This is a genomic window from Bacillus sp. SSR7, from assembly GCF_055902415.1.
Window position 1 is genome coordinate 69,991 of record NZ_JBVVXV010000010.1, and the last position, 26,361, is coordinate 96,351.

23 protein-coding genes are annotated in these 26,361 nt (G+C 37.3%); all 23 read left to right on the forward strand.

Annotation, left to right across the window (positions count from 1 at the left end; translation table 11 throughout):
- The first annotated feature begins 7 nt into the window (after positions 1-7).
- The 23 genes from cdsA to dapG all read left to right on the forward strand — a co-directional run bounded on the left by cdsA (position 8) and on the right by dapG (position 26,357).
- Positions 8-799 carry a phosphatidate cytidylyltransferase gene (cdsA, locus tag AC0NJG_RS17755; protein ID WP_000813584.1) on the forward strand — a complete coding sequence of 264 codons (792 nt, stop codon included), beginning with the start codon at positions 8-10 and terminating at the stop codon, positions 797-799.
- 23 nt (positions 800-822) lie between these two features.
- The gene (gene dxr / locus AC0NJG_RS17760; RefSeq protein WP_087954499.1) at positions 823-1,965 is read left to right on the forward strand and encodes a 1-deoxy-D-xylulose-5-phosphate reductoisomerase; all 1,143 of its coding nucleotides are present in this window, start codon (positions 823-825) and stop codon (positions 1,963-1,965) included.
- A gap of 16 nt (positions 1,966-1,981) precedes the next feature.
- Entirely contained in the window at positions 1,982-3,238 is a 1,257-nt protein-coding gene (gene rseP / locus AC0NJG_RS17765) for an RIP metalloprotease RseP (protein ID WP_139866977.1), read from the forward strand.
- 109 nt (positions 3,239-3,347) lie between these two features.
- The gene (locus AC0NJG_RS17770) at positions 3,348-5,048 is read left to right on the forward strand and encodes a proline--tRNA ligase (protein ID WP_087954501.1); all 1,701 of its coding nucleotides are present in this window, start codon (positions 3,348-3,350) and stop codon (positions 5,046-5,048) included.
- Positions 5,049-5,172: 124 nt separating this feature from the next.
- A complete protein-coding gene (locus tag AC0NJG_RS17775) occupies positions 5,173-9,474 on the forward strand; it encodes a PolC-type DNA polymerase III (protein WP_087954502.1) in 4,302 nt (1,433 codons plus the stop codon).
- Positions 9,475-9,806: 332 nt separating this feature from the next.
- The gene (rimP, locus tag AC0NJG_RS17780; protein WP_000359097.1) at positions 9,807-10,277 is read left to right on the forward strand and encodes a ribosome maturation factor RimP; all 471 of its coding nucleotides are present in this window, start codon (positions 9,807-9,809) and stop codon (positions 10,275-10,277) included.
- Between the two features lie 17 nt (positions 10,278-10,294).
- Positions 10,295-11,401 (forward strand): transcription termination factor NusA, encoded by a 1,107-nt coding sequence (gene nusA, locus AC0NJG_RS17785; RefSeq protein WP_000102609.1) that lies wholly within the window; start codon positions 10,295-10,297, stop codon positions 11,399-11,401.
- Between the two features lie 11 nt (positions 11,402-11,412).
- Positions 11,413-11,685, forward strand: a complete 273-nt coding sequence (gene rnpM / locus AC0NJG_RS17790; RefSeq protein ID WP_000071128.1) for an RNase P modulator RnpM — start codon at positions 11,413-11,415, stop codon at positions 11,683-11,685.
- The gene (locus AC0NJG_RS17795) at positions 11,686-11,997 is read left to right on the forward strand and encodes a YlxQ family RNA-binding protein (RefSeq protein ID WP_001286523.1); all 312 of its coding nucleotides are present in this window, start codon (positions 11,686-11,688) and stop codon (positions 11,995-11,997) included.
- Between the two features lie 4 nt (positions 11,998-12,001).
- The gene (gene infB / locus AC0NJG_RS17800) at positions 12,002-14,062 is read left to right on the forward strand and encodes a translation initiation factor IF-2 (protein ID WP_000036341.1); all 2,061 of its coding nucleotides are present in this window, start codon (positions 12,002-12,004) and stop codon (positions 14,060-14,062) included.
- A complete protein-coding gene (locus AC0NJG_RS17805) occupies positions 14,059-14,340 on the forward strand; it encodes a DUF503 domain-containing protein (RefSeq protein WP_000582364.1) in 282 nt (93 codons plus the stop codon). The genes infB and AC0NJG_RS17805 overlap by 4 nt, the downstream gene beginning before the upstream one ends.
- A gap of 15 nt (positions 14,341-14,355) precedes the next feature.
- Positions 14,356-14,712, forward strand: a complete 357-nt coding sequence (rbfA, locus tag AC0NJG_RS17810) for a 30S ribosome-binding factor RbfA (protein ID WP_000776443.1) — start codon at positions 14,356-14,358, stop codon at positions 14,710-14,712.
- Between the two features lie 86 nt (positions 14,713-14,798).
- Positions 14,799-15,722: a tRNA pseudouridine(55) synthase TruB gene (gene truB, locus AC0NJG_RS17815; protein ID WP_061131602.1), complete on the forward strand. Its 924-nt coding sequence runs from the start codon at positions 14,799-14,801 to the stop codon at positions 15,720-15,722.
- A 43-nt stretch (positions 15,723-15,765) separates the two neighbouring features.
- The gene (gene ribF / locus AC0NJG_RS17820; RefSeq protein ID WP_087996531.1) at positions 15,766-16,737 is read left to right on the forward strand and encodes a bifunctional riboflavin kinase/FAD synthetase; all 972 of its coding nucleotides are present in this window, start codon (positions 15,766-15,768) and stop codon (positions 16,735-16,737) included.
- Between the two features lie 100 nt (positions 16,738-16,837).
- Positions 16,838-17,107, forward strand: a complete 270-nt coding sequence (gene rpsO / locus AC0NJG_RS17825; RefSeq protein WP_001229392.1) for a 30S ribosomal protein S15 — start codon at positions 16,838-16,840, stop codon at positions 17,105-17,107.
- A 160-nt stretch (positions 17,108-17,267) separates the two neighbouring features.
- Entirely contained in the window at positions 17,268-19,406 is a 2,139-nt protein-coding gene (gene pnp, locus AC0NJG_RS17830) for a polyribonucleotide nucleotidyltransferase (protein ID WP_086421443.1), read from the forward strand.
- A gap of 151 nt (positions 19,407-19,557) precedes the next feature.
- A complete protein-coding gene (locus tag AC0NJG_RS17835; RefSeq protein ID WP_087954503.1) occupies positions 19,558-20,457 on the forward strand; it encodes a polysaccharide deacetylase family protein in 900 nt (299 codons plus the stop codon).
- 86 nt (positions 20,458-20,543) lie between these two features.
- Positions 20,544-21,785 carry a M16 family metallopeptidase gene (locus AC0NJG_RS17840; RefSeq protein ID WP_429681159.1) on the forward strand — a complete coding sequence of 414 codons (1,242 nt, stop codon included), beginning with the start codon at positions 20,544-20,546 and terminating at the stop codon, positions 21,783-21,785.
- A gap of 130 nt (positions 21,786-21,915) precedes the next feature.
- Positions 21,916-22,167, forward strand: coding sequence for a YlmC/YmxH family sporulation protein (locus AC0NJG_RS17845; RefSeq protein ID WP_001239749.1), 252 nt, complete (start codon positions 21,916-21,918; stop codon positions 22,165-22,167).
- Between the two features lie 238 nt (positions 22,168-22,405).
- Positions 22,406-23,308, forward strand: coding sequence for a dipicolinic acid synthetase subunit A (gene dpaA, locus AC0NJG_RS17850; protein ID WP_087954504.1), 903 nt, complete (start codon positions 22,406-22,408; stop codon positions 23,306-23,308).
- On the forward strand, positions 23,305-23,904 hold the full coding sequence (gene dpaB, locus AC0NJG_RS17855; RefSeq protein ID WP_001049480.1) for a dipicolinate synthase subunit B: 600 nt from the start codon (positions 23,305-23,307) through the stop codon (positions 23,902-23,904). Before dpaA ends, dpaB begins: the two co-directional genes overlap by 4 nt.
- A 150-nt stretch (positions 23,905-24,054) precedes the next feature.
- Positions 24,055-25,101, forward strand: coding sequence for an aspartate-semialdehyde dehydrogenase (asd, locus tag AC0NJG_RS17860; RefSeq protein ID WP_000414855.1), 1,047 nt, complete (start codon positions 24,055-24,057; stop codon positions 25,099-25,101).
- A 23-nt stretch (positions 25,102-25,124) separates the two neighbouring features.
- Positions 25,125-26,357 carry an aspartate kinase gene (gene dapG, locus AC0NJG_RS17865; RefSeq protein WP_087954505.1) on the forward strand — a complete coding sequence of 411 codons (1,233 nt, stop codon included), beginning with the start codon at positions 25,125-25,127 and terminating at the stop codon, positions 26,355-26,357.
- Positions 26,358-26,361: the final 4 nt, after the last annotated feature.

A 26,361-nucleotide genomic window follows, 5' to 3' on the forward strand; every position in this document is an offset into this window, starting at 1 on the left:
TTTGGTAGTGAAACAGAGAATTATTACTGGAGTGGTTGCTGCCGCGCTATTCATTCCCATCGTAATTTACGGTGGCGTGCCTTTTACGGTTTTAGTGTATGCACTTGCTTCTATAGGTTTATATGAATTAATTCGTATGAATAAGCTTACGCTTATTTCAGTGCCAACAGTTTTAGCTGCAGTATTATTATGGATTATTTTAATTCCAAGTAGTGCATCAGAACTGTTTACTTGGATTGGATTAGGTAAATTAGAAATCACATTTGTGATTGTTTTATTACTTTTATCATATACAGTCCTTTCTAAGAATACATTTACTTTTGACAATGCTTCGTTTTTACTAATGGCAACAACATATGTTGCAATGGGATTCTTATATTTGAATGAAACGAGAATTTTAGGAATTAAATATGTGTTTTGCGCATTATTTGTTATATGGGCTACTGATTCAGGCGCATATTTCGTAGGAAAAGCATTAGGAAAAAGAAAGTTATGGCCAGAAATTAGTCCAAATAAAACGATTGAAGGTTCATTAGGCGGCATCGTTTGTGGAATTATTGTAGCGCTTGTTTACAACATGTTTTTCCCAGTGGAATCGAATGTAGTAATTTTAATTGTGCTGACAATTATCATTTCTATTTTTGGACAAATTGGTGATTTAGTACAATCTGCATTTAAACGTCATTATGGCGTAAAAGATTCAGGTACAATTTTACCTGGACATGGTGGTATATTAGATCGAACAGATAGTTGGTTATTCGTTTTACCAATTCTCTACTTCTTATTACAATACAATTAATAAATGAACGAGGGGTTGGAGTCATGAAAAACATTAGTTTATTAGGTGCAAGCGGATCAATTGGTACACAAACTTTAGATGTATTACGCTCGCACCCAGACCAATTCCGTCTCGTTGCTTTTTCTGTAGGGAAAAATATTGACTACGCAGTAAAGGTCATTCAAGAATTTTCTCCGCAAATTGTCTCTGTGCAAAGAGAGGAAGATGTTTTAAAATTACAAGCTGTCTCTGGTAATACAAAAATTGTATATGGTAGTGAAGGACTTTTAGAAGTAGCATTACATCCAGATGCGGAGATCGTAGTAAATGCTGTTGTAGGTAGCGTAGGGTTGTTACCAACACTTCGTGCAATTGAGGCGAAAAAAACAATTGGAATTGCAAACAAAGAAACGTTAGTAACTGCAGGGCATCTTGTAATGGAAGCAGCGCGAAAACATAATGTTTCGTTACTTCCAGTAGACAGTGAACATTCAGCTATTTTTCAATGCTTGAATGGTGAAAATGAAAAAAGAATTTCTCGACTAATTATAACGGCTTCTGGTGGAAGTTTCCGTGATAAAACGAGAGATGCATTGCATCATGTGACCGTAGAAGATGCGCTTCGACATCCAAACTGGTCAATGGGTTCGAAAATTACAATTGATTCTGCTACAATGATGAATAAGGGGCTAGAAGTAATTGAAGCACATTGGCTTTTTGGTATCCCTTACGAGCAAATCGATGTTGTTTTACATAAAGAAAGTATTATTCATTCTATGGTTGAATTTGAAGATCGTAGTGTGATGGCACAGCTTGGCTCACCTGATATGCGAGTACCAATTCAATACGCACTTACATATCCTGATCGATTACCTCTTTCAGACACAAAGCAGTTAAATTTATGGGAAATGGGTACATTACATTTTGAGAAAATGAACCAAGAACGTTTCCGTTGCTTGCGCTTTGCGTATGAAGCTGGAAAAACAGGTGGAAGTATGCCAGCTGTAATGAATGCAGCGAATGAAGTAGCTGTTGAAGCTTTTTTACAAAAGCGAATTGGTTTCTTAACAGTGGAAGACCTCATTGAAAAAGCAATGAACCATCACAATGTCATTGCACGTCCGAGCTTAGAGGAAATTCTGGAAATTGATGCAACCACAAGACGGTTTGTGATGGAACAAATTTAGCAAAGGTGGTATGGAATTGAATACAGCGATTGCCTTTATATTAATTTTCGGTGCACTCGTATTTTTCCATGAGCTAGGGCATCTATATTTCGCAAAAAGAGCAGGTATTTTATGCCGTGAGTTTGCGATTGGTTTTGGTCCGAAAATATTCTCATTTGAAAAGAATGAAACGGTGTATACGATTCGATTACTGCCCCTTGGTGGCTATGTAAGAATGGCTGGCGAGGATGCAGATACAGTCGAGTTAAAGCCTGGGAAAAAGGTTGGCCTTGTATTAAACGAAAAAGACGAAGTTGTAAAATTAGTTTTTGATGGATATGAAAAGTATCCAAATGTTCGAGTTATTGAAGTCGAACAAGCTGATTTAGAGCATAATTTAACAATTTCGGGTTATGAAGAGTACGAGGAAGAGCTTCAAACATTCCGAGTGAATGAGAAGGCTCGTATTATTACTGCCGGTGAAGAAATTCAAATTGCTCCGTATAATAGACAGTTTGGCTCTAAGAAATTAGGTCAACGTGCTTTAACGATCTTTGCAGGTCCTGCAATGAACTTCATTTTAGCATTTGTTATTTTTGTGATTCTTGGATTTGTACAAGGTGTTCCTGTTGACAAACCAATGGTCGGAAAAGTGATGGAGAATAGTGCAGCAGAGCAAGCTGGATTAAAAGAAAATGATACAATTCAAGCTATTGATGGGAAAAACACAAGTACATGGAAAGATGTTGTTACCATTGTACGTGAAAATCCGAATAAAGAAATTACGTTACAAGTAAAGCGTGATAGTGAACAGTTTAATGTGAAAGTAACGCCAACGCTTGATAAAGAAGGTAAAGAAGAAGTTGGTAGAATCGGTGTTTATTCTCCTGTAGAGAAAACAGTGATAGGTTCTATTAAATCAGGTTTTGAACAAACATACCAATGGACGAAACTAATTTTTGAGTCTCTTGTGAAATTAGTAACGGGCCAATTCTCTATTAATGAGTTGTCAGGTCCAGTAGGAATTTATAATCTAACAGATCAAGTTGTAGATTATGGATTTACGCGTGTATTAAGTTTAGCAGCCGTTTTAAGTATTAACCTTGGTTTATTTAATTTACTACCGGTTCCTGCTTTAGACGGTGGACGTTTGTTCTTCTTCTTAATTGAAGCATTGCGTGGGAAACCAATTGACCGTCAAAAAGAAGGAATGGTTCACTTTATTGGTTTTGCATTATTAATGTTACTTATGTTAGTAGTAACTTGGAATGACATTCGTAAGTTTTTCTTGTAAAATAAAGTGAAACTTATAATGAAATAGAGCTCGTAGAATAAAATCCCTCACCTAACTCGAGGTGAGGGGTTTTCCTGCGTATAAGAGTAAAATGAAGAGGTGCGAATAAATGAAACAAAGTATGGTATTTAGTCCTACATTACGTGAAGTTCCAGCTGATGCTGAAATTAAGAGTCATCAGTTATTACTTCGTGCAGGTTTTATGCGTCAAAATGCTTCTGGTATTTATAGCTTTTTACCATTTGGATTAAAAGTGCTACACAAAGTAGAACGAATCGTTCGAGAAGAAATGGAGCGCGCAGGTGCTGTAGAATTATTAATGCCAGCGATGCAAGCTGCAGAATTATGGCAAGAGTCAGGTCGTTGGTATTCTTACGGATCTGAATTAATGCGTATGAAAGATCGTAACGCTCGTGAATTTGCATTAGGAGCGACACATGAAGAAGTAATTACGGATCTTGTACGTGATGAAGTGAAATCATATAAAAAATTACCGTTAACATTATATCAAATTCAAACAAAATTCCGTGATGAACAAAGACCTCGTTTCGGTTTATTACGTGGAAGAGAGTTTCTAATGAAAGATGCATACTCTTTCCATGCTACACAAGAGAGCTTAGATGAAGTGTACGATCGCTTATACAAAGCATACTCTAACATTTTCGCTCGTTGTGGCTTGAATTTCCGTGCGGTTATTGCTGATTCAGGAGCAATGGGTGGAAAAGATACACATGAATTTATGGTATTATCTGATGTTGGTGAAGATACAATTGCATACTCTGATACATCTGATTATGCAGCGAACATCGAAATGGCTCCTGTTGTAGCTACGTATACGAAGAGTGACGAAGCAGAAAAAGCGCTTGAAAAAGTAGCAACACCAGACCAAAAAGCAATTGAAGAAGTATCTGCCTTCTTAAACATCGAAGCTGAAAAGTGCATTAAGTCTATGGTATTTAAAGTAGATGAGAAATTAGTAGTTGTACTTGTTCGTGGTGATCATGAAGTAAACGATGTAAAAGTGAAAAATGTATACGGTGCTTCAGTTGTTGAGCTTGCCTCTCATGAAGAAGTAAAAGAATTATTAAATTGTGAAGTTGGTTCATTAGGTCCGATTGGTGTAACAGGTGATATCGAAATTATCGCTGATCACGCTGTAGCAGCAATTGTCAACGGATGTTCAGGAGCGAACGAAGAAGGGTTCCATTATGTAAATGTAAATCCAGAACGTGACTTTAAAGTAAGTCAATATACGGATTTACGATTCATTCAAGAAGGAGACCAATCTCCAGACGGAAACGGAACGATTCTTTTCGCACGCGGAATTGAAGTTGGTCATGTATTCAAATTAGGAACTCGTTATAGTGAAGCAATGAATGCAACATTCCTAGATGAAAACGGAAAAACACAACCACTTATTATGGGTTGTTACGGCATTGGTGTGTCTCGTACAGTGGCAGCAATTGCAGAGCAGTTTAATGATGAGAACGGTTTAGTTTGGCCAAAAGCTGTTGCACCGTTCCATGTGCATGTAATTCCAGTAAATATGAAATCTGATGCACAACGTGAAATGGGTGAAAACATCTATAACTCATTACAAGAGCAAGGATATGAAGTATTACTAGATGATCGTGCAGAACGTGCAGGCGTTAAATTTGCTGATGCTGATTTATTCGGCCTTCCAGTTCGCGTGACAGTTGGTAAAAAAGCAGACGAAGGTATTGTAGAAGTGAAAGTACGTGCTACAGGTGAGTCTGAAGAAGTGAAAGTAGAAGAGCTTCAAACATATATTGCTAATATTTTAAAATAAGAAGAGGTACCTCATAATGAGGTACCTTCTCTTTCTTTGTAAACGTATTTTGTAAAAGAAGAAGGGAGAAATCTTTCTTTGTAGTACGTTTCAATTTATAATAGCAAATGGAAGGAGAGTGCTTATGTCTTTAACAAATGAACAACAAGAGCGATTTCAAATTTTGCTCCAGCAGTTGCAAATACCAGAAGACCTTATAAATCAATATTTACAAGGCGGCGGCATTGAAAAGTTAGTTATTGATAAAGCGAATAAAAGTTGGCATTTTGATTTACAAGTGCCACGTATTTTGCCTACAGAATTATATGAATTGCTAGAAACAAAGCTTAAGCAATCATTTTCTCATATTGCAAGAACAACATTTGCATTAGAAACAGAGAACAAACAATTTACTGAAGAAGAAGTGAGGGCGTATTGGCCACTTTGTACGGAACGAATTACATTTTCACCTATGTTTGCTTATTTAAAGAAGCAGCTTCCGCAGGTCAATGGAGTGAAGTTACTTATAAATGTGAATAATGAGCTGGAATCTACGGCTTTAAAGAAAAACGTTGCGAAGCCAGTAGGGGATCAATACGAGGCTTTTGGATTCCCGCGTTTCCAGTTAGACACACATATACAGCAAAATACAGAAGAAATGCAAAAGTTTCGTGAGCAAACGCAGCAAGAAGACCGCGAGCGTGTTATACAAGCTATGGAAGAAATGGCGAAGAAGCAAGCTGAAGAAAGCAGCGTTGTGCATGAAGGGCCGATCACACTCGGGTATCTTATTAAGCCAGATGAAGAGATTACACCGATGCGAGAAATTCAAGATGAAGAAAGAAGAAAAACAGTTCAAGGATATGTCTTCCATGTGGAAACGAAAGAGCTTCGTAGTGGGCGTACGTTATTAACTTTAAAAATAACGGATTATACAGATTCGATTATGATCAAAATGTTCTCACGTGATAAAGAAGATATTCCAATGCTACAATCCTTGAAAAAGGGAATGTGGGTGAAGGCTCGTGGTTCTGTTCAAAATGATACATTTGTTCGAGATTTAGTAATGATTGCAAATGATATTAATGAAATAACAGGACCGTCTCGTAAAGATAAAGCCCCAGAAGGCGAAAAACGTGTAGAGCTGCATCTTCACACGCCAATGAGTCAAATGGATGCTGTTACTCCTGTTTCTAGACTTGTTGCCCAAGCAGGTAAATGGGGACATGAGGCGATTGCGATTACAGACCATGCTGTGGCTCAGTCGTTCCCGGAAGCATATTCTGCGGGGAAAAAGGCTGGAGTTAAAGTTATATACGGTGTAGAAGCGAATTTAGTTAATGACGGTGTACCAATAGCGTATAACGAAGCGCATCGTTTACTTGCAGAGGAAACGTATGTTGTTTTTGACGTTGAGACGACAGGTTTATCAGCTGTATACGATACAGTTATTGAGTTAGCTGCTGTAAAAGTAAAAGGTGGCGAAATAATTGACCGCTTTGAATCTTTTGCAAATCCGCATCAACCATTATCGGCAACGATCATTGAATTAACAGGTATTACAGATGATATGTTAACCGACGCACCAGAAGTAGACGAAGTATTTAAAAAGTTTGAAGAATGGATGGGCGACCATACACTTGTTGCTCATAACGCAAGTTTCGATATGGGCTTCATTAACGTAGGTTTTAAAAAGGCGGGGTTAGAAAAAACGAATAACCCAGTAATTGATACGTTAGAACTTGCACGATTCCTATTCCCGGAAATGAAAAATCATCGATTAAATACGTTGTGTAAAAAGATGGACATTGAATTAACTCAGCATCACCGTGCGATTTATGATACAGAAGCAACGGGATACTTACTAGTAAAAATGTTAAAAGATGTGATTGAAAAAGGGTTTGAATATCATGACCAATTAAATGATAGCATGGGACAAGGAGATGCGTATAAGCGCGGGCGTCCAAGTCATATGACATTACTTGCTACATCAGATGTTGGATTAAAAAATTTATATAAACTTGTTTCATATTCTCACCTGAATTATTTTTACCGTGTACCACGTGTACCGAGATCACTATTAAAAAAATATCGTGAAGGAATTTTAGTAGGAACGGCTTGTGATAAAGGTGAAGTATTTGAGGCGATGATGCAAAAAGCTCCTGAAGAGGTAGAAGAAATTGCACAGTTCTATGATTACATTGAAGTAATGCCACCAGAAGTGCTACGTCATTTGGTAGAGCGTGAACTCGTTCGAGATGAAGGGCAATTAAAAACAATTATTTCGAACTTAGTAAAACTAGGTGAGACGTTAGATAAACCAGTTGTTGCTACCGGAAACGTACATTATTTAAATCCAGAAGATGCAATGTATCGTAAAATTTTAGTTAGTTCACAAGGTGGAGCAAATCCGTTAAACCGACATTCATTACCACCTGTACATTTCCGTACAACAGATGAAATGTTAGAGTGTTTCTCATTCTTAGGTGAAGACGTAGCGAAAGAAATTGTCGTAACGAATACACAAAAGATTGCATCATTAATTGGCGATGTTCATCCAGTAAAAGATGATCTATATACACCGAAAATTGAAGGTGCAGATGATGAAACACGTGATATGAGTTATAAAATGGCGCGTAGCATTTATGGTGAAGAGTTACCTGAAATTGTAGAAGCGCGTTTAGAAAAAGAATTAAAAAGTATTATTGGACATGGATTCGCCGTAATTTATTTAATTTCACATAAGCTGGTGAAAAAATCGTTAGTAGACGGATATCTAGTAGGTTCGCGTGGGTCGGTAGGTTCATCATTCGTTGCAACGATGATGGAAATTACAGAAGTAAACCCTTTACCACCACACTATGTATGTCCGAAGTGTAAGCAATCAGAATTTTTTAATGATGGTTCTGTAGGGTCTGGTTTCGACTTACCGGATAAAGAATGTCCAACTTGTAATATTCCATATGTAAAAGATGGACATGACATTCCGTTCGAAACGTTCCTTGGATTTAAAGGAGATAAGGTACCCGATATCGATTTGAACTTCTCTGGGGAATACCAACCACGTGCCCATAACTATACGAAAGTACTGTTCGGTGAAGATTATGTATATCGTGCGGGAACGATTGGTACAGTTGCGGAAAAAACTGCTTATGGATATGTAAAAGGTTATGCAAATGATCATAACTTAACGATTCGAAATGCAGAAATTGACCGCTTAGTAGCAGGATGTACCGGTGTAAAACGTACAACAGGACAGCATCCAGGTGGTATTATCGTTGTGCCAGATTACATGGACATTTTTGATTTCTCACCAATACAGTATCCAGCAGATTCAATAGGGGCTGAGTGGAGAACAACACACTTTGACTTCCACTCTATTCATGATAATTTATTGAAACTTGATATACTAGGGCACGATGATCCGACAGTTATTCGTATGTTACAAGATTTAAGTGGTATTGATCCGAAAACAATTCCAACGGACGATCCAGAAGTAATGAAAATTTTCTCAGGGCCAGAATCGTTAGGTGTAACGGAAGAACAAATTAACTGTAAAACAGGTACACTTGGTATACCAGAGTTTGGTACGAAATTCGTAAGACAGATGTTAGAAGAGACGAAACCTACGACATTCTCAGAGTTAGTCCAAATTTCTGGATTATCACATGGTACGGACGTATGGCTAGGTAATGCAAACGAGTTAATTTATAACGGTACATGTACGCTGAGTGAAGTTATCGGTTGTCGTGATGACATCATGGTATATTTAATCTATCAAGGTTTAGACCCATCATTAGCTTTCAAAATCATGGAGTCAGTACGTAAAGGTAAAGGTGTACCAGAAGAATGGGAAGAGGACATGAAAAGTAATAATGTACCAGGTTGGTATATTGATTCATGTAAGAAGATTAAGTACATGTTCCCTAAAGCCCATGCGGCTGCATATGTACTTATGGCTGTGCGTATTGCGTACTTTAAAGTACATTTCGCGCTTCTATTCTATGCGGCATACTTTACGGTTCGTGCAGATGACTTTGACGTAGAAGCGATGGCGAAAGGTTCAGCATCTATACGTGCAAGAATTGATGAAATTGCGCAAAAAGGTTTAGATGCAGCGCCGAAAGAGAAGAGTTTATTAACAGTATTAGAAATGACACTTGAAATGTGTGAACGTGGATACTCATTCCAAAAGGTTGATTTGTATCGTTCACATGCAACAGACTTTATTATTGATGGAGACTCATTAATTCCTCCATTTAATGCGGTACCTGGTCTTGGTACGAACGCCGCTTTAAGTATTGTGGAAGCTCGCAAGAATGGAGACTTCTTATCAAAAGAAGACTTGCAGCAGCGTAGTAAGGTTTCGAAAACAATTATTGAGTACTTAGATAGTCAAGGTTGTTTAGGTGATTTGCCGGACCAAAACCAGTTATCACTGTTCTAATAGGTAGGAAAAGTCTTTGCAAATCAACATTTGCTATGGTATACTATTAACCGAGATAACCATGTCATGTATATTGTGTGAAAAAAAGAGTGGGGAAACCCACTCTTTCGTGTTACTATCTACATTTTATTGATGTGGAGAGGTAAGAAATTTCTGTCGTATATACATATTTTGTTACAAGTTTTACTTCTTAAATTTGGTAATACTAAGACAGATATTCCCTGCTTAACGGCAGGGGCTTTTGTTAGCTAACGAGAAAGAATAAGATAGACCGTTCTATGGGCGGGGTCTTTTCTTGTAAATGGTACATGGCGGCAGGAAGGAGGCTGTTTATGGATAAGAAAGTCACAGAAGTTGTAGAAGCATTTGCGCAGCCAATCGTTGAAGAGTTAAATCTTGAACTTGTAGATGTAGAGTATGTGAAAGAAGGACAAGACTGGTTCTTACGCGTATTCATCGATTCTGAAAAGGGAGTCGACATTGAAGAATGCGGTGCGGTGAGTGAACGTTTAAGCGAAGCTTTAGATAAAGAGGATCCAATTCCTCATCTTTACTTTTTGGATGTGTCATCTCCTGGAGCAGAACGCCCATTAAAGAAAGAGAAAGACTTCCAGCAAGCGGTAGGAAAACAAGTGGCAATTAAAACATATGAGCCGATTGATGGTGAAAAGATGTTTGAAGGAAAAATGCTTTCCTACGATGGTACTACAATTACACTATTATTAACAATTAAAACACGTAAAAAAGAAATCCAAATTCCAATGGACAAAGTTGCAAATGCGCGACTTGCTGTTACGTTTTAGTTAGAAGGGGGATCTTCATGAGCACTGAGTTGTTAGATGCCTTGCTCGTATTAGAGTCAGAAAAAGGAATTAGCAAAGATATTATTATTGATGCGATTGAAGCAGCGTTAATCTCTGCTTATAAACGCAATTTTAACCAAGCACAAAACGTTCGTGTGAGCTTTAACCCACAAGTGGGAACAATCCAAGTTTTAGCACGTAAAGACGTTGTTGATAATGTGTTTGATCCACGTCTTGAAATTTCTGTTGAAGAAGCAAGACAAATTAATCCAAACTATCAAGATGGTGACGTACTAGAAATTGAAGTAACACCAAAAGATTTCGGTCGTATTGCAGCACAAACTGCAAAACAAGTTGTAACACAACGAGTGCGTGAAGCAGAGCGTGGTGTTATTTACTCTGAGTTTAGTGATCGTGAAGAAGATATCATGGTTGGTATCGTACAACGTCAAGATGCTCGTTTCATCTATGTAAGCTTAGGGAAAGTAGAAGCTTTATTACCTGTAAGTGAGCAAATGCCGAACGAACAGTACAAACCACATGATCGTATTCGCGTATTCATTACAAAAGTAGAAAAAACAACAAAAGGACCACAAATTTACGTATCACGTACACATCCTGGTCTTTTAAAACGTTTATTCGAAATGGAAGTTCCTGAAATTTATGATGGAACGGTTGAAATTCGTTCTGTAGCACGTGAAGCAGGAGATCGTTCTAAAATCTCTGTACATGCAGAGAACATTGATGTTGATCCAGTAGGTTCTTGTGTAGGACCGAAAGGACAACGTGTACAACGCATTGTAGACGAACTAAAAGGTGAAAAGATTGACATCGTTCGCTGGTCAAATGATCCAGTAGAATATGTTGCCAATGCTTTAAGCCCATCACAAGTTGTTAAAGTACTTGTAGACGAAGAAGAGAAAGCAACAACTGTTGTTGTTCCAGACCACCAACTGTCATTAGCTATCGGTAAACGTGGACAAAATGCACGTCTTGCAGCTAAATTAACAGGTTGGAAAATTGATATTAAGAGTGAGTCTGATGCGAAACAACTTGGTATTGTAACAGAAGAAGATAGCGTAGTCGCATTCGGATTCGATTCAGTTGAAGACGAAATCGAATAGAGGTGATGAGTATGAGCAATCGAAAAGTTCCGTTACGAAAATGTGTTGCAACGCAAGAAATGAAATCAAAACGAGAGCTCGTTCGCATTGTTCGTTCCAAAGAGGGAGAAGTGTCTATTGATTTAACTGGAAAGAAATCAGGACGAGGTGCTTATTTATCAAAAGATAAAGAGAGCATTCTTCAAGCTCAAAAGAAAAATGTTTTGGAACATCATCTAAAAGCGAAAATCGACAGTTCTCTTTATGAAGAGCTTCTTGAGCTTGTTGAGAAGGAGTCGAAATAAGTGTCCGATTGGAAATCGTTTTTAGGACTAGCAAACCGGGCTCGAAAAATTATTTCGGGTGAAGAACTCGTTTTAAAGGAAGTACGAAGTGGCAAAGCAAAACTTGTGTTGCTATCTGAAGATGCGTCAGTAAATACTACAAAGCGTATCACAGATAAAACGACGTACTACAACGTACCAATGAGAAAGGTCGAAAATCGACAACAATTAGGGCATGCGATTGGGAGAGATGAGCGAGTCGTTGTAGCTGTGTTAGATGAGGGCTTTGCGAAAAAGCTGCGTAGCATGCTCGATACAAATTACCGGGGGTGAAGGTATGAGTAAAATTCGAGTGCATGAATATGCGAAAAAACATAATATCTCAAGTAAAGATCTTATGACAAAACTAAAAGAAATGAATATCGAGGTTTCGAATCATATGACAATGTTAGACGATGAAGTAGTAAACAAATTAGATAATGAGTATCAAGCTGAAAAACCTTCTGTTGCAGATGAGTTTGAAGTAGAAGAAAAAGTTGTTCGTAGTAAAAAGAACAGCAATAAGAAAAAGAAAAAAGGCAAAGGAAACGAAGACAAGCGTCAAGAGAACTTTGCTGGAAGACAACAAACACAAACTGTAGAAACACCAGATAAAATTACTTTCTCTGGAAGCCTTACAGTAGGTGATCTTGCTAAGAAATTAAGCAAAGAGCCATCTGAAATTATTAAGAAGCTCTTCATGCTTGGAATTATGGCAACAATTAACCAAGACTTAGACAAAGACACAATTGAGTTAATTGCTAACGACTACGGTATTGAAGTAGAAGAAGAAGTAATTGTCAGCGAGACTGAGTTTGAAACATTTATCGATGAGCAAGATGATGAAGAGAACTTAAAAGAGCGTCCAGCTGTAGTTACAATCATGGGACACGTTGACCATGGTAAAACAACATTACTTGACTCTATCCGTAACTCTAAAGTAACTGCTGGCGAAGCAGGTGGAATTACTCAGCATATTGGTGCATACCAAGTTGAAGTAAATGACAAGAAGATTACATTCTTAGATACACCTGGTCACGCGGCGTTTACAACGATGCGTGCTCGTGGTGCACAAGTAACGGATATTACAATCCTTGTTGTTGCAGCTGATGACGGTGTTATGCCACAAACAGTTGAAGCAATTAACCATGCGAAAGCAGCAGGAGTACCAATTATCGTTGCTGTGAATAAAATGGATAAACCAGCTGCGAATCCTGATCGCGTAATGCAAGAACTAACAGAATATGAATTAGTTCCAGAAGCATGGGGTGGAGATACAATCTTCGTACCAATCTCAGCGATTCAAGGCGAAGGAATTGACAACTTACTAGAAATGATTCTTCTTGTAAGTGAAGTAGAAGAATATAAAGCAAATCCAAACCGCTATGCAACTGGTACTGTAATTGAAGCACAGCTTGATAAAGGTAAAGGAACTATCGCGACATTACTTGTTCAAAACGGTACGCTTCGAGTTGGAGACCCAATCGTTGTTGGTACTTCATTCGGACGTGTTCGTGCAATGGTAAGTGATATTGGTCGTCGTGTAAAAGTTGCTGGTCCATCAACTCCTGTTGAAATTACAGGTTTAAACGAAGTACCACAAGCGGGAGATCGTTTCATGGCATTCGCTGATGAGAAGAAAGCTCGTCAAATCGGTGAATCACGTGCACAAGAAGCGTTACTTGCTCAACGTGGTGAAAAATCTAAATTAAGCCTTGAAGATTTATTCCAACAAATCCAAGAGGGCGATGTAAAAGAAATTAACTTAATTGTGAAAGCAGACGTACAAGGTTCTGTAGAAGCAATGGCAGCATCACTACGTAAAATTGATGTTGAAGGTGTTAAAGTTAAAATTATCCATACAGGTGTAGGTGCGATTACAGAATCTGATATCATTTTAGCTTCTGCATCTAATGCAATTGTAATTGGATTTAACGTACGCCCAGATGTGAATGCGAAGCGTACAGCTGAATTAGAGAACGTTGATATTCGTTTACACCGCATTATTTATAAAGTAATCGAAGAGATCGAAGCAGCGATGCAAGGTATGTTAGATCCAGAATTCGAAGAAAAAGTAATCGGTCAAGCAGAAGTACGTCAAACGTTTAAAGTAACAAAAGTTGGAACAATCGCAGGTTGCTACGTAACAGACGGTAAAATTACACGTGATAGTGGCGTGCGTATTATCCGTGATGGCGTAGTAATTTTCGAAGGACAACTTGATACGTTAAAACGTTTCAAAGACGACGTAAAAGAAGTTGCACAAAACTATGAGTGTGGTATTACAATTGAGCGATATAATGATCTTAAAGAAGGGGACATTATTGAAGCATACATTATGGAAGAAGTGAAGCGATGATAATCGCTTCACTCTCATTCGAGTGTATGATTTACGATGTGCATTCTTTAAAAGAGAAACGAGCAATTTTGCAACGGGTGCTAACTCGAGTGAAGCAGCGTTATAACGTAGCTGTTTCAGAAGTGGGGCATCAAGATGTATGGCAACGTACGGAAATTGCAATTGTTTCTGTATCCTCTAATCGTGTTATTTGTGAAAAAGAAATGAATCGTGTACTTGAGTACATCGATTCATTTCCTGAAATTGAACGTACGATAACACAATTGGAATGGTATTGAATGAGGTGAAGAGTTATGAAATTACGTGCAAACCGTGTAGGCGAGCAAATGAAAAAAGAATTAGGCGACATCATCAGTCGTAAAATTAAAGATCCACGTGTCGGATTTGTTACTGTAACAGATGTACAAGTGAGTGGAGATTTACAAATTGCTACAGTGTATATTTCTGTTTTAGGTGATGAAGAACAGAAAGAAAGTACACTAAAAGGTTTAGCGAAGGCAAAAGGCTTCATTCGTTCAGAAATTGGCCAACGTATTCGTCTTCGTAAAACGCCTGAAATTTCCTTTGAATTTGATGAATCTATCGGATATGGTCATCGAATTGATACACTTTTACATGAAATTAATAAAGAAGGTAAACGTGAAGAATAATGGATAGACATTTGTCTATCCATTTTTTCAATGTAAAATAAGTTTTAGGTAATGATTATGAAAGAATTACGATGAGGTGAACATATATGGAAGGTGTAGTATTATTACATAAGCCAAAAGGCATGACATCACACGATTGTGTATTTAAATTAAGAAAGATATTGCGTGAAAAACGAATTGGTCATACGGGAACATTAGATCCGGATGTAACAGGAGTATTGCCTATTTGTGTGGGACGAGCAACAAAGATTGCACAATTTTTAACAAGTGAAACGAAAACATATGAAGGCGAAGTGACATTAGGATTTTCAACAACAACTGAAGATGCTTCTGGTGAAGTTGTGGAAACGAAACATGTAGATCGTGTTATTACTCGTAAAGAAGTGGAAGAGGTTCTTGCGGCATTAACAGGTACGATTGAGCAAATGCCTCCGATGTTTTCGGCTGTAAAAGTTAACGGGAAAAAATTATATGAATATGCAAGAGCAGGACAAGAGGTTGAACGTCCAGTTCGTACAATTACAATTCATGAATTTGTATTATTAGATGACCGTGAAGTGTTTGAAGGAGAAAATATTTCATTCCGTTTCCGTGTAACTTGTAGTAAAGGAACATATGTAAGAACATTAGCGGTAATGATTGGTGAAAAACTTGGTTTTCCATCACATATGTCTCACCTTGTAAGAACGGCTTCTGGTGAATTTTTATTAGAAGATTGCATATCATTTGAAGAAATTGAAGAAAACGTGCAAAATGGAACAGTAGAGTCTATCTTCATTTCAATTGATGAAGCATTAAGTAAGTTCCCGAAAATGGTTGTAGATGAAAAGCAAGCAGAAAAAATAAAAAATGGTATGTTCTTAAAAAATGAATTGCAAATAACGGCGCCATTTATAACAGTGTTTGATAAAAACGATCGTTGCCTTGCAATTTATGAGCACCATCCAAAACACCCTGGTATGCTAAAGCCGATGAAAGTACTTGTGAATAATCAAGAACTAAAGCTATAATGAATTATTGGAAGGATTATTACAGAAAAAGGTGAATTCAAGCGTGAAACTTATTCATTTAACTCATCCACATGAACAAAATAAATTAGAATTACCACCTACTGTAATGGCATTAGGATTTTTTGATGGCATTCATTTAGGACATCAATGTGTGATTCGAACTGCGAAACAAATAGCGGATGAACGAGGATATAAAAGTGCAGTGATGACATTTTATCCGCATCCATCTGTTGTTTTAGGTAAAAAAGAAGCGCATGCCGAGTATATTACACCAATGTGTGATAAAGAAAAAATAGTCGAGAGTTTAGGTATCGATATATTATATGTTGTTAAATTTGATGAATCATTTGCAGGCTTATTGCCACAACAATTTGTAGATGATTATATTATTGGTTTAAATGTAAAGCATGTAGTAGCAGGATTTGATTATTCATATGGACGTTTAGGAAAAGGAAAGATGGAGACTTTACCATTTCATGCAAGAGGGGAGTTTACACAGACTGTGATTGAAAAAGTTGAATTTCAAGAAGAGAAAGTAAGTTCTACAGCATTACGAAAGTTAATTCGAAATGGCGAAATGGAGCAAATTCCATCTATTTTAGGTAGAGCATATACAGTAGCGGGAACGGTTGTACACGGTGATAAACGTGGACGTCAAATTGGTTTCCCAACAGCTAATGTAGGTTTAAGTGATGAGTATCTATTACCACCTGTAGGTGTTTATGCAGTGAGATTACAAGTTCACGATGAATGGTACGATGGTGTATGTAATATTGGATATAAACCAACTTTTAAAGAAGATGAGCGCCAACTATCCATTGAAGTGCACTTATTTGAATTTAACAAAGACATATATGATCAAAATGTTATAGTAGAGTGGCATATGCGTATAAGAGAAGAGAAGAAATTCAATGGCATCGATGAGTTAGTTGAACAAATCGCAAAAGATAAGAAAACAGCACAAGAATATTTTGCGAACGAAAAGAATATACTTGCTTTTTCAAATGAAAAGTAGTATTCTATGTTATGTACTTTATGACAACCATTGCTTGGCATTGCGACTCACCGACGCTTGCTAGGTAATCGGGGGTTTAATTAATAGGAGGTGAAATAGGATGGCTTTAACACAAGAGCGTAAAAATGAAATCATTGCACAATTTAGAACTCATGAGACTGATACTGGTTCTCCAGAGGTTCAAATTGCTGTCCTAACGGAGCAAATTAACACTCTAAACGAGCACTTACGTACTCACAAGAAAGATCATCATTCACGTCGTGGTCTATTAAAGATGGTTGGTAAACGTCGTAACTTACTAACTTACCTTCGTAATAGCGATATCACACGTTACCGTGAATTAATCACAAAGCTTGGCTTACGTCGATAGTCAAAGAAGCGGGAATATTCCCGCTTTTTTGTTAGGTAAAAATATATCTTCTACTCTTTATAGCTTACTTCATTTTCGGTAATACTAGAGGTAGAATATTGTGATATACTATCCATTTACATAGAAGAATTGAATACTTTAAATTGAGAGGGGTACTTAAATGAGTCAAGAAAAGCAAGTCTTCTCGATAGATTTAGCTGGTCGCCAGCTAACAGTTGAAACAGGTCAGCTTGCAAAGCAAGCGAACGGAGCAGTATTAGTAAGATATGGCGATACAGCGGTTCTATCTACAGCAACTGCATCAAAAGAAGCAAAAAATGTAGATTTCTTCCCACTTACAGTAAACTATGAAGAGCGTTTATATGCAGTCGGAAAAATTCCTGGCGGTTTCATTAAACGTGAAGGTCGTCCAAGTGAAAAAGCAATTTTGGCAAGTCGTTTAATCGACCGTCCAATTCGTCCACTTTTTGCTGATGGTTTCCGTAACGAAGTACAAGTTGTCAGCATCGTAATGAGTGTTGATCAAGATTGTTCTTCTGAAATGGCAGCTATGCTTGGTTCTTCATTAGCGTTATCGATTTCAGACATTCCATTTGAAGGTCCAATCGCTGGTGCAACAGTTGGTCGTATTAACGGCGAATTCGTTATCAACCCAACAGTAGAACAGCAAGAACAAAGTGATATTCACCTTGTTGTAGCTGGTACGAAAGATGCAATTAACATGGTTGAAGCAGGAGCAGATCAAGTGCCTGAAGAAACAATGTTAGAAGCAATTATGTTTGGACATGACGAAATTAAACGTCTAATTGCATTCCAAGAAGAGATTGTACAAGCTGTAGGTAAAGAGAAATCAGAAGTGAAACTTTATGAAGTTGACGCTGATCTTAACCAAGCTGTACGTGAAATGGCTGAAAAGGATATGCATTCTGCAATTCAAGTACATGAGAAACATGCACGTGAAGATGCAATTAACGAAGTGAAAAAGCGTGTAATTGAGCATTACGAAGCGCAGGAAGTTGACGCTGATACATTAGGACAAGTAAATGAGATTTTATATAAAATTGTAAAAGAAGAAGTACGTCGTCTTATTACAGTTGAGAAAATCCGCCCAGATGGCCGTAAAGGTGACGAAATCCGTCCATTAGCATCAGAGGTTGGCATTTTATCTCGTACACACGGTTCTGGTTTATTCACACGTGGACAAACACAAGCATTAAGTATTTGTACATTAGGTGCATTAGGCGATGTGCAAATTTTAGATGGCCTTGGTGTAGAAGAATCAAAACGCTTTATGCACCATTACAATTTCCCATCATTTAGTGTTGGTGAAACAAGACCAATGCGTGGACCAGGTCGTCGTGAAATTGGTCACGGTGCACTAGGAGAGCGTGCTCTTGAGCCTGTAATTCCGTCTGAAAAAGATTTCCCATACACAGTACGTCTTGTATCTGAAGTATTAGAATCAAATGGTTCTACTTCACAAGCAAGTATTTGTGGTAGTACTTTAGCAATGATGGATGCTGGTGTTCCACTAAAGGCTCCAGTTGCAGGTATTGCAATGGGGCTAGTTAAAACTGGTGAGCATTACACAATTTTATCTGATATTCAAGGTATGGAAGATCATTTAGGTGATATGGACTTTAAAGTAGCAGGTACAGCACATGGTGTAACTGCATTACAAATGGACATTAAAATCGATGGTCTATCTCGTGAAATTTTAGAAGAGGCATTACAACAAGCAAAAGTTGGTCGTGTGCACATTCTAAATCATATGTTATCTGTTATTGCAGAGCCACGCACTGAATTATCAGCGTACGCTCCAAAGATTATTACAATGACAATTAACCCAGATAAAATCCGTGACGTTATCGGACCAAGCGGTAAACAAATCAATAAAATTATTGAAGAAACTGGCGTTAAAATTGACATCGAACAAGATGGTACAGTATTCATTTCTTCGATAAATCAAGAAATGAACGACAAAGCTAAGAAAATTATCGAGGATATCGTTCGCGAAGTACAAGTAGGTGAAATCTACGAAGGAAAAGTGAAACGTGTTGAGAAATTCGGTGCTTTCGTTGAATTATTCAGCGGTAAAGATGGATTAGTTCACATTTCTGAACTTGCACTTGAGCGTGTAGGTAAAGTAGAAGACGTTGTGAAAATCGGTGATGTAATTACAGTTAAAGTTATCGAGATTGATAAGCAAGGTCGCGTGAATTTATCTAGAAAAGTATTGCTAAAAGAAGAGCAAGAAAAAGAAGCTGCTAAAGAAGAAAACAAACAAGAGCAGCAATAAGTAAAAGCCAGTTTAACTGGCTTTTTTTGTTATGTAAAAATATGATTTACATATATTTTTATGTCAGTATAGGTATAGTTTTCATTATAACGCTCAAATTAACAAAGATAACAAGAAAAATGGTTTTTATATAGTTAATGGGAGGGTTTATATGAAAGCTCGTATACTGGCATACATATGTATATTCTTTTTATATATCAGTGTAGGCTCTTATTCCGTTTTTGCACAGGATAACTTATATGAAGAAATTCAAAAGCATGCAAAACAATATGAGATTGCACCGCAAAATGCGATGATTGATAAGATATGGAAAGCAACACCAGGATATAATGGAAGACAAGTTGATATGGAAGCATCCTATAACAATATGAAGAAGTTAAAGAAATTTGATCAAAAACATCTTGAATTTAAGGAAGTATCGCCGAGTGTCCACTTAGAAGATTTATCACCAGCACCAATTTACAGAGGGCATCCCAATAAAAAGATGGTAGGATTAACAATAAATGTGGCATGGGGAAATGAATATTTGCCTCGTATATTAGAAATATTGAAAAAACATGATGTAAAGGCGACTTTCTTTTTAGAAGGACGTTGGGTGAAAGAAAATTTACGATTTGCAAAAATGATTGTCGATGCAAAGCAAGAAGTCGGAAATCATTCTTACACACACCCTAATATGAAAACGTTATCGTCTGATGAAATAAGAGATCAGTTACAAAAAACAAATCGAATGATCGAAGCAGCTACGAATCAAAAGGTAAGATGGTTTGCACCGCCGAGTGGAAGTTTTCGGGATGAAGTCGTGAAAATTGCAGATGATTTTCAAATGGGAACGATTATGTGGACTGTCGATACAATTGATTGGAAGCGACCTGAGCCAGATGTACTACTGCAGAGAGTCATGAGAAAAATACATCCAGGTGCTATCGTATTAATGCATCCTACTTCGTCCACAACAGAAGCATTAGATACAATGATTACAAAATTGAAGGAACAAGGATATAAAGTAGGGAATATAACAGAATTACTAGATGAAAAACGTGTAGATTAAATACATTTGCATGACATTCATCCTTAAACTTGTTATCATTAAATAATAGCACTTATTTAGAGAAACTGGCAGTAGGAGGAAAGTTTTTGATTAAAAAATATACTTGTAAAAATGGTGTAAGAATAGTTATGGAGAATATACCAACTGTAAGATCGGTTGCGATTGGTATTTGGATCCATGCAGGATCAAGAAATGAAAATGAAAAAAATAACGGGATTTCTCACTTTTTAGAGCATATGTTCTTTAAAGGGACAGAAACACGTAGTGCACGCGAAATTGCAGAATCATTTGATAGCATTGGTGGGCAAGTGAATGCTTTTACTTCAAAAGAATACACTTGTTACTATGCAAAAGTACTAGATGAGCATGCTAAATATGCTTTAGATGTATTAGCAGATATGTTCTTTAATTCAACATTTGATGAAGAAGAACTGAAAAAAGAGAAGAATGTCGTATGTGAAGAAATTAAAATGTACGAAGATGCTCCAGATGATATTGTGCATGATATGTTAACGAAAGCAACATATGAAACGCATCCGCTTGGATATCCTATTTTAGGAACAGAAGAAACGCTTAATACGTTTACAGGTGATACGCTACGCCAATATATTAAGGATCATTACACACCTGAAAATGTAGTTGTATCAATTGCAGGAAATATTGATGAAGCCTTTTTACAAACGGTAGAGCAATATTTCGGTAGTTATGAAGGAACGACAAACCGTGAACAAGTACATAGCCCAATTTTCCATTTTAATAAGGTAGCACGTAAAAAGGAAACAGAACAAGCTCATTTATGTCTAGGATATAAAGGATTACAAATGGGACACGAAGATATTTATAACTTAATTGTATTAAATAACGTTTTAGGCGGTAGTATGAGTAGCCGTTTATTCCAAGAAGTACGTGAGCAACGCGGGTTAGCTTACTCAGTATTTTCTTACCATTCTTCTTATGAAGATACAGGTATGTTAACACTGTACGGTGGAACAGGTAGCCAACAATTAGATACACTGTATGAAACAATGCAAGAAACATTAGAAACATTGAAAAATACAGGTATTACAGAAAAAGAGCTTATGAATAGTAAAGAACAATTAAAAGGAAACTTAATGTTAAGTTTAGAAAGTACGAATAGCCGTATGAGCCGTAATGGTAAAAATGAATTGCTACTTCGTAAGCATCGTTCACTTGATGAGATTATTGAAAGTGTAAACACTGTAACGAAAGAAAATGTTGATCAGTTAATTCGTAACATGTTTACAGATGAATTCTCTGCTGCATTAATTAGTCCAGATGGAAAACTTCCAAAAGGAATAAAACTATAATTGCTTTATATGAAGTATGTAAAAATAACCGTATCTCGTTTAAACGAGATACGGTTATTTTTTTTAGATATACAGAATAGGTACTAATTATAGATAACTTACATTCATAATTTCGTTAGGGGGAGAGTGTATGCGATTAAGTGAATTAAGTGGGAAAGAGATTGTAAATTTAGAAAGAGCAGAAAAAATGGGGGTTTTAGGGTATGTCGATTTAGAGATTGATGAAAAGGATGGACAAATACAGGCTCTTATTATACCTGCTGGGAAATGGGGAGGTTTCAAAAAGGAACCACAAGAAATAAGAGTAGCATGGAGGCAAATTAAAAAAGTGGGGCATGATATGATTCTTTGTGATATTACAGATCGTTCAAATTCGAAGTGAAAGATGGCCATTTTGGTCATCTTTTTTTGTTCGTTTTACTTAAAGCAAAATCCAACATAATGTCTTCTCCTATACTGAATTTGAGGAGGGAGCCTTCCTGCATACAAATAGCGGGATACATGATAGGTGCTTTTTGTTTTTCAATCACCTAAAACTCGTACATTACATATGATGTGGAGGAAAAAGAAAAAGTAGGCACTTTTCTTATAAATGACAGAAAAAGAAGGTGAATTAGGGAATGTTGACTGAGATGCATATTGCTGTCATAGGAGGAGATGCAAGACAGCTAGAAGTAATTCGCAAGCTCGTTGAATTGGATGCGAAACTTTCATTGATAGGGTTTGATCAGTTAGACCATGGCTTCACAGGGGCAGCAAAAGAAAGTATACAAAATTTAGATTTCACTTCTGTAGATGCAATTATTTTGCCAGTTGCAGGTACAAATCCCAAGGGAGAAGTAGATACTATTTTTTCAAACGAAAAAGTTTCTATAACGAAAGAACAAATTGAAAATACACCAGAACATTTTACTATATATTCAGGTATTGGTACGCCTTACTTGGAAAATCTCGTATCTACTACAAACCGTAAACTAATTAAATTATTTGATCGTGATGATGTGGCAATCTACAATTCTATTCCAACTGTAGAAGGTACATTAATGATGGTAATTCAACATACCGACTATACAATTCATGGTTCTAATGTAATGGTTTTAGGATTTGGTAGAACAGGGATGAGCGTTGCCAGAGCATTTCAATCATTAGGAGCCCATGTCAAAGTTGGAGCAAGACGATCGGAACATATTGCACGTATTACAGAAATGATGTTTTCTCCTTTTCATATGCAGAACATTGAGAAAGAAGTAGGGAATATCGATATTGTCATTAATACAATTCCGCATCTCGTTGTGACAGCAAATGTCATTTCAAAAATGCCGGCTCATACGTTAGTAATTGATTTAGCTTCTAAACCAGGCGGTACCGACTTTAGATATGCGGAAAAAAGAGGAGTCAAAGCGCTGTTAGCACCTGGATTACCAGGTATTGTTGCTCCAAAAACAGCAGGACAAATTTTAGCGAACGTTCTTTCTCAGCTATTAGCAGAAGATGTAATCGCAAGAAAGGAGAATGGGGAATGAATTTAAAAGGGAAAAGAATAGGGTTTGGTTTTACGGGTTCACATTGTACGTACGAAGAAGTAATGCCTCATTTAGAAAAGTTAATTGCTGAGGGAGCTGAAGTGCGTCCAGTTGTTTCTTACACTGTTCAATCAACAAATACGAGATTTGGCGAAGGGGCAGAATGGATTAAAAAGATTGAAGAAGTAACAGGTTTTAAAGCGATTAATTCAATCGTTGGCGCAGAACCACTAGGACCTAAAATTCCGCTAGATTGTATGGTAATTGCACCGCTAACTGGCAATTCTATGAGTAAATTTGCAAATGCAATGACAGACTCTCCGGTATTAATGGCAGCGAAAGCGACGCTAAGAAATGGCAAGCCTGTTGTGTTGGCTGTTTCGACGAATGATGCTTTAGGGCTTAATGGCGTCAACCTCATGCGCCTAATGGCAACAAAAAACATCTACTTCGTCCCATTCGGTCAAGATGCACCAGAGAAAAAACCAAATTCAATGGTAGCTCGCATGGAGTTACTGGAAGATACAGTATTAGAAGCGCTGCAAGGGAAGCAATTGCAACCGGTTGTCGTAGAAAAATTCAGATATATGAATTAAAAAACGAAAAAAAACGGACAATTTTCGATGAAACCATCATTCTTACTGTAGAATATGATAAAATTAACGTTATTAAGATTAGAAGGGGTATTGTATACTCCTTCTCATTCTAAGTTATAGAAGGATTGGTATCTAGAAAGGGGCATAGTGATGGAAAAGCAAAAAACTTTTCATGTCGCTGTAGTTGGAGCAACCGGCGCAGTTGGTGAACAAATGTTAAATACTTTAGAGAAACGAGAATTTCCAATCGGGAAGTTAACGTTACTTTCATCTAAACGATCTGCAGGTAAGAAACTTGTATTTAAAGGCGAAGAATTTACAGTTCAAGAGGCAACTCCTGAAAGTTTTGAAGGAGTAGATATCGCACTATTTAGTGCTGGTGGATCTGTATCAAAACAATTAGCGCCAGAAGCAGCAAAGCGCGGTGCGATTGTTGTTGATAATACAAGTGCATTCCGTATGACAGAAAACGTGCCACTTGTTGTACCTGAAGTAAATGAAAACGACTTAAAAGAACATAATGGTATTATTGCAAATCCAAACTGTTCTACAATTCAAATGGTAGTAGCTCTTGAGCCAGTTCGTCAGCAATATGGTTTAAAACGAGTAATCGTTTCCACATATCAAGCTGTATCAGGTGCTGGTGCGGCAGCGATTGAAGAACTTCATGAACAATCACAAGCAATCTTAAATGGTGAAGAAGTAAAGGCGAATGTTTTACCTGTATCAGGTGATAAGAAACATTTCCAAATTGCTTTCAACGCAATTCCACAGATTGATAAGTTCCAAGATAATGGATTTACGTTTGAAGAAATGAAAATGATTAATGAAACGAAAAAAATTATGCATATGCCAGAGCTAGAAGTAGCGGCAACATGTGTACGTTTACCAGTTGTATCAGGTCACTCTGAGTCTGTTTACATTGAAGTAGAAAAAGAAGGCGTAACAGTAGAAGAATTAAAGAACTTACTTGCAAATGCGGAAGGTATCGTTCTGCAAGATAACCCAGAAGAGCAATTATATCCAATGCCAGCTACTGCAGTAGGTAAAAACGAAGTATTCGTTGGAAGAATCCGTAAAGATTTAAATAACGATAAAGGATTCCATCTTTGGGTCGTATCTGATAACTTATTAAAAGGCGCCGCATGGAATTCTGTTCAAATTGCAGAGCGCTTAGTAAAATTACAATTAGTGTAAACGGCTAAGAGAAGGTGCAAAATATGAAAATTATTGTTCAAAAATTTGGTGGCACATCTGTACGTGATGAAAATGGACGTAAGCATGCGCTTCATCATATAAAAAAATCGCTAGATGCGGGTTATAAAGTAGTAACTGTCGTATCTGCTATGGGTCGTAAAGGTGAACCATATGCAACTGATACGCTGTTAAGTCTTGTAAATCAAGAGGAATCTCACATTTCTAATCGTGAGCAAGATTTATTATTATCATGCGGAGAATTAATCTCAGCAATCGTCTTCTCTAATATGTTAAATGAGAATGGTATAAAAGCAGCTGCATTAAATGGTGCACAAGCTGGGTTTGTAACAAATGATGATTTTACAAATGCTAAGATTATTGAAATGAATTGCGATCGTATACATGAAGAGCTAGAAAATGTAGATGTAATCGTCGTTACAGGATTCCAAGGGCAAACGAAAAAAGGTGATACGACAACACTTGGACGCGGAGGTAGCGATACGTCAGCTTCTGCATTAGGTGTTGCGCTTCATGCTGAATACATCGATATCTTCACAGATGTAGAAGGTGTGATGACTGCGGATCCTCGCATTGTAAAAGATGCACGTCATCTTCAAACTGTAACGTACAATGAAATTTGTAACATGGCTTACCAAGGTGCAAAAGTCGTTCATCCACGTGCAGTTGAGATTGCGATGCATGCGAAAGTGCCACTTCGTGTACGTTCTACGTATTCTGATAGTGAAGGTACGCTTATTTCAGCATCGGACGGTGCTACAAAAGGCCGAGATGTAGAAGAACGTCCTGTTACAGGTATCGCTCATGTGCCAAATGTGACGCAAATTAAAGTGCTTGCAAAAGAAACAGCATATGATTTGCAGCAGCATGTGTTTAAAGAAATGGCCAATGAAGGAATCAGTGTCGATTTAATTAACATTTCACCTACTGGGGTAGCTTATACGGTGAGTGATAATGTATCAAATCGTGCAGTTGAATTATTACAGAACCTTGGATATGAGCCAATTGTGACAGAGCATTGTGCGAAAGTATCTATTGTAGGAGCTGGAATGGCAGGATACCCAGGGGTTACTGCGAAAATCGTTACAGCTTTAGCTGAAAAAGGTATTCAAATTCTGCAATCAGCAGATAGCCATACGACAATTTGGGTTCTTGTAAAAGAAACTGATTTAGTGGAGGCTGTAAATGCATTACATAGTGCGTTTGAGCTTTCAAAAGAAAAGCAACTGGAACAATAAGGAG